At 47.8% G+C, this 4429-nt stretch carries 7 protein-coding genes; 3 read left to right on the top strand and 4 right to left on the bottom strand.

Translation table 11 applies throughout. From position 1 onward, the window contains the following. Nucleotides 1-232: 232 nt before the first annotated feature. Nucleotides 233-949 (top strand): hypothetical protein, encoded by a 717-nt coding sequence (locus tag BMY60_RS14680; protein ID WP_143057478.1) that lies wholly within the window; start codon nt 233-235, stop codon nt 947-949. Nucleotides 950-963: 14 nt separating this feature from the next. Here the strand turns inward: BMY60_RS14680 and BMY60_RS14685 are convergent, their stop codons facing one another. Both BMY60_RS14685 and BMY60_RS14690 read right to left on the bottom strand, forming a co-directional pair. Continuing rightward, nucleotides 964-1266: a helix-turn-helix domain-containing protein gene (locus BMY60_RS14685; RefSeq protein ID WP_090334640.1), complete on the bottom strand. Its 303-nt coding sequence runs from the start codon at nt 1264-1266 to the stop codon at nt 964-966. Beyond that, entirely contained in the window at nt 1256-1588 is a 333-nt protein-coding gene (locus BMY60_RS14690) for a type II toxin-antitoxin system RelE/ParE family toxin (protein WP_090334642.1), read from the bottom strand. The genes BMY60_RS14685 and BMY60_RS14690 overlap by 11 nt, the downstream gene beginning before the upstream one ends. A gap of 65 nt (nt 1589-1653) precedes the next feature. Between BMY60_RS14690 and BMY60_RS14695 the strand changes: the two genes are divergently transcribed. Beyond that, complete coding sequence (locus tag BMY60_RS14695) at nt 1654-2160, top strand: hypothetical protein (protein ID WP_143057479.1); 507 nt, start codon at nt 1654-1656, stop codon at nt 2158-2160. A gap of 90 nt (nt 2161-2250) precedes the next feature. On the opposite strand, the gene ycaC is transcribed toward BMY60_RS14695, so the two are convergent. Together ycaC and BMY60_RS14705 are read right to left on the bottom strand one after the other, a co-directional pair. Continuing rightward, nucleotides 2251-2895, bottom strand: coding sequence for an isochorismate family cysteine hydrolase YcaC (gene ycaC, locus BMY60_RS14700; protein WP_090334645.1), 645 nt, complete (start codon nt 2893-2895; stop codon nt 2251-2253). A gap of 77 nt (nt 2896-2972) precedes the next feature. Next, nucleotides 2973-3830: a pirin family protein gene (locus BMY60_RS14705; protein WP_090334647.1), complete on the bottom strand. Its 858-nt coding sequence runs from the start codon at nt 3828-3830 to the stop codon at nt 2973-2975. 111 nt (nt 3831-3941) lie between these two features. Here BMY60_RS14705 and BMY60_RS14710 point away from each other — a divergent pair, with 111 nt between their 5' ends. Further along, nucleotides 3942-4292 (top strand): winged helix-turn-helix transcriptional regulator, encoded by a 351-nt coding sequence (locus BMY60_RS14710; protein ID WP_090334648.1) that lies wholly within the window; start codon nt 3942-3944, stop codon nt 4290-4292. Nucleotides 4293-4429: the final 137 nt, after the last annotated feature.

The following is a 4429-nucleotide window of genomic DNA, read 5'->3' on the forward strand; positions in this document are numbered from 1 at the left end:
CATTTCACCCATTGGGTGACTCCTGTCTTTAGTCCGAAAACCTTGACACTACTACGTTTGAGCTAATTTTTGTAGATCTAACTGAGGAAAATAGGTTAAAAGAATGCTGGGCGGCATCGGACAGCCAGAAAACGTTCGAAAGCGCCCTGGAACAGCGCGGCTATTATTTAGCTAAGGAGCAAGGCCAAAATAACTTGAACACTTTATCCTGTATCGGGAATTTTACGAGGGAGTGCTTAGGCCATATTGTTCAAGTTATTTTGGCCTGCATCCTAAAGGCGACAGGCGCGGTTTTGTCGCCGTGGATTGGCGCGGCGAGGTCTATTCTTTGTCGAAATGGCTGGATATCAAAACCAAGGCGCTCAAAGAACGGCTTGGCGATCCTGTGCAGCTTCCATCTGTTTCTGAGACTATCGCAAAAACAGACAGGCAGCTTGTGGAGTGGATGCAAAGCTTCACTACAGAGATCAGGCAAAACAGCCGCATCCGCATGGAACCGCTGCTTGAACAAAAATCACGCATAAAATCACGGCACCGGGATGAGCGGCACAATCTTGCCGATACGCAAAAACAGCGCTGGCAGCAGGAGAGCGCAGACCGGCAAGCGAAATTGAACAAGGGACTCCGGGGGCTGTGGGATCGCCTGACCGGGCAGCACAGTCGCACCAAGGATCAGAGCGAACGCGAAGCCTGGCAGGCGCTTGTCCGTGACAAGGAGCAGCGGGACAGTTTGATCCAGCGCCAGCTTGATGAACGCCAGGCATTGCAACGGAATATCACCCATGTCCGTCATGAACGGAACAACGAGATCGAACATCTGAAAACGATGATCTTCTCCGCATTGCCACCGGAGATGGAAGCCCGGCTTCAGGAACAGTTCGAGCAGCGGCAAGCGCGGAAGAAGACGCCGTCTCAGCGGCCCGGTCACGATTTCGACCTGTCGATGTAACTTTGATTGCGACCTTAGTGTGTACGTGGTTCGAATTCGATTTTGACCGAATAACCCAGAACGCGGGCATAATCCTCGACCGTGGCCAGCCTTGGTGAAATACTTGAATTCAGACTTTCCAGCCGAGAGATGTTACTTTTCTTGGTGCCGAGCAAAGCCGCCATCTGTTCCTGCGTCACGCCTGCGCGTTTGCGTAAGGCTATCATCTGGCGTTTCATCTCGAATGCGGTGGAAAGCGTATCGTATTCGGCTTTGACCTCCGGGTCTTTCAACGCCGTTTGTTTGAATGTGTCGAATGTTGGCCGTTTATGTGTCATCGCTTTGTACCTCTTTCAATCGTTTCTGCGCCGTTTCCATCTGACGCTTGGGGATTTTGTTCCTCTTTTTGATCACCGTCATGAGAATGACGATTTCCCTGTTTTTGACGGTGCAAAATACCGAACGGGAAATGCCTTCGTGTCCTTTGGCCCGGATTTCAAATAATCCCCGGCCCAACGATGCGGTGTGAGGCCGTCCAAGATCAGGGCCGAACTCCTGGATCAATTCCGCAATGCGCAGGAAGTTGGCAAGAATACCCGGCGGCAGCCTCAGGGTTTCCGCTTCGACCTTCTCGTTAAAGAACGTGATCGTCCATGCCATAGCCAAAGTTATCAAATATGATAACAATTGTCAAGCCCGTTAACACTCAACAGAAAGACGAACCCATGAACAAAACGTTCTTCCGAAAGGAAAAACAGATACCGCTGTTTCTTGTCCCAAAGGTGCGCAAACGTCATGTGCCACTGATCTATAAAGATCATGAAATGGCATGGAAACTATTTGCCGAAGGGGCGCTCAGGAACAGGGTGTTTCACGACGATGTTTTAAGCCGGGGCAGCAAATGTCTGGCCTGCGGCCAGAAGCTGATTACCGGCAAGACGAAATACCCACATATCGAAAAACATCATCACTGCTATATACGGCTATGTACCGGCACGATCCTGCCTGACGATTCAGCTGATATTTTCCGGGAAGTTAAAAATTCAGAATTCCCGCATGTTCCCGATTGCAGGCAGTGTAAAGCAACCAATCCCGATTATTACAAGGGCTGTATCAAAAAAATCTTCCCCGTACACGCCAAATGCCACGGTCATATTCATGAAGTGGAGAAAGTGTTGTTTGACCGGCTCGATACAATGATTCTGAATGATTTTGTAAGCACATCAGCATAGAATATCAAATTTAATATCCCTGTCTTTTTAACGCTCTGAAGGGATTAGCATAGTGACAGGCATTTTCTCCTGTCACTCCTAACCAAGCGCCTAAGTCCTGGCTTTATGCACTTCCAGCATTGCTTCGTAGCTCTGAATGAGACAACGATAAGCGGGAAGATGATTGGAAAATATTGTTGCTAATCCTTCCACATCATTTCGCCAGTCACGGTGCAATTCACACGCTACGCCAAACCAGCTCATAAGCTGCGCACCTGCTGCTTCCATACGTGACCAGGCGGCGTCGCGGGTTGTCTGGTTGAATGTGCCCGAGGCATCGGTCACAACAAAGACCTCAAACCCTTCTTCCAGGGCAGAAAGGGCAGGAAAAGCCACGCACACTTCCGTGACAATACCGGCGATCAAGAGTTGTTTCTTCCCGGTGGCCTTTACAGCTTGAACAAAATCATCATTGTCCCAGGCATTGATCTGACCGGGGCGGGCAATATAAGGCGCATCAGGGAACATTGCCTTAATTTCAGGGACAAGCGGACCGTTCGGGCCATCTTCAAAACTGGTTGTCAAAATGGTCGGCAGGTTAAAATATTTTGCGCTATCGGCCAGCGCCAGGACATTATTCTTAAAATCGTCCGGTGAAAAATCTTTCACCAAGTTGGTTAATCCGCTTTGGTGATCGACAAGCAAGACAGCCGCATTATTTTTATCAAGCCGGTTGTATTTGAAATTTTTAGCCATAGGTTTTTCCTCTTTTCTTGGAGTTGAAAAAGTGAACTTCATTGCAACAAAGAAGCCTGGATGCTGGATGGATAAGTTTAAAAACGTCCGGCAGCATAATCGGCCATCGCTGTACGGATTTCACCCTCAGTATTCATAACGAATGGGCCACGGCCAACGATTGGCTCATCAATCGGTTCGCCGCTCATCAGCAGCGCCACTGAATCCTCCTGTGTTTCCAGAGAGACCGTATCGCCTTCACGCTCGAGCAGTACCAGCTCTTTTGCGCCAAGCGGTTTTTCACCGTTCACAATCACCTTGCCGGATAATACGAGCAGGGATGTATTGTGACCTTCAGGCACAGCCAGATCAGTTTTATGCCCGGATTTTAAGCGCATATCCCACACATTGATCGGCGTAAACGTTTTTGCCGCGCCTTGTGCATGACCATGCTCTCCCGCAATCAGGCGAAGCGTGCCAGCATCATCCGGCAAACCGATAACCGGAATAGCATCAGAAATGATTTCCTGATAATGCGGTTCGCTCATTTTATCCTTGGCGGGTAGATTCACCCATAGCTGAATCATTTCAAGTGTGCCGCCGTTACCTGTAAATTCCCGGCTGTGCATCTCTTCATGCAATATACCACGCGCAGCTGTCATCCATTGAACATCACCGGGCCCGATCTTGCCTGAATTTCCAGCATTATCGCTATGTTCAACTTCACCCTGATAAACGATAGTTACCGTTTCAAATCCACGGTGCGGGTGTTGTTCTACTCCCCGAGGTTTATCTGAAGGCTCAAAATCTACAGGGCCCGCATAATCCAGTAATAAAAAAGGGCTGATTTCTTTTCCTTGTGCATCGTAGGAGAACATGGTGTTTACAGGGAATCCATCCCCGACCCAATGTCTGTCTGCTTCATGAATGATGCGTGTGATTTTCTTGACTTTCATGGCGTTTCTCCTTTGTTTCCAAGATAGTCAGACTATATAATGCATACGTTATCTTTAACAAGTACGTACAAAAAGGATACTTAAATCAGTGGCTCAGAGGGAGAACTGTCTATGCGCAAAAAAGAGGTTTTTTGTCCTGTAGAAACAACATTATCGATAATTTCCGGAAAATGGAAAGTCATGATTATTCATTATCTCTTGGAAGACGCTAAACGATTTAATCAGTTGCAGCGGGATTTGAATGGAATTACGCACCGGACACTGAGTAAGCAACTTAAAGAAATGGAAGAAGATGGCTTAATCGTCCGTACTAACTATGGTGAAATTCCGCCAAGGGTCGAATATAGTCTTTCACCCCTTGGCAAGTCGTTAAATTCCGTTTTGTCATCAATGCATGAATGGGGGGAGCAGTACGGCGAACATGTTGTTCAAGGGATGCAACGTAATACCCGGCTTGCTTGAACCAGACAGGCTATCCCGGTTATGTTTCTGGAAATCGTCTATAAACTAAAGTTTCACGCTTTTTTGGAAGTGGCGATCTAATTTCATTGATTTTTTGTGATCAGCGATTTTCTTTTGGGTAAGAAGGCAGTCCCGAT

Origin of the sequence: Nitrosomonas sp. Nm51 (assembly GCF_900111165.1) — a bacterium.
Classification (GTDB): Bacteria; Pseudomonadota; Gammaproteobacteria; order Burkholderiales; family Nitrosomonadaceae; genus Nitrosomonas.

Coding starts and splice junctions, on each gene's coding strand:
- BMY60_RS14685 (WP_090334640.1), bottom strand. CDS start 1,266: ATGACACATAAACGGCCAACATTCGACACATTCAAACAAACGGCGTTG.
- BMY60_RS14690 (WP_090334642.1), bottom strand. CDS start 1,588: ATGGCATGGACGATCACGTTCTTTAACGAGAAGGTCGAAGCGGAAACC.
- BMY60_RS14695 (WP_143057479.1), top strand. CDS start 1,654: ATGAACAAAACGTTCTTCCGAAAGGAAAAACAGATACCGCTGTTTCTT.
- ycaC (WP_090334645.1), bottom strand. CDS start 2,895: ATGGCTAAAAATTTCAAATACAACCGGCTTGATAAAAATAATGCGGCT.
- BMY60_RS14705 (WP_090334647.1), bottom strand. CDS start 3,830: ATGAAAGTCAAGAAAATCACACGCATCATTCATGAAGCAGACAGACAT.
- BMY60_RS14710 (WP_090334648.1), top strand. CDS start 3,942: ATGCGCAAAAAAGAGGTTTTTTGTCCTGTAGAAACAACATTATCGATA.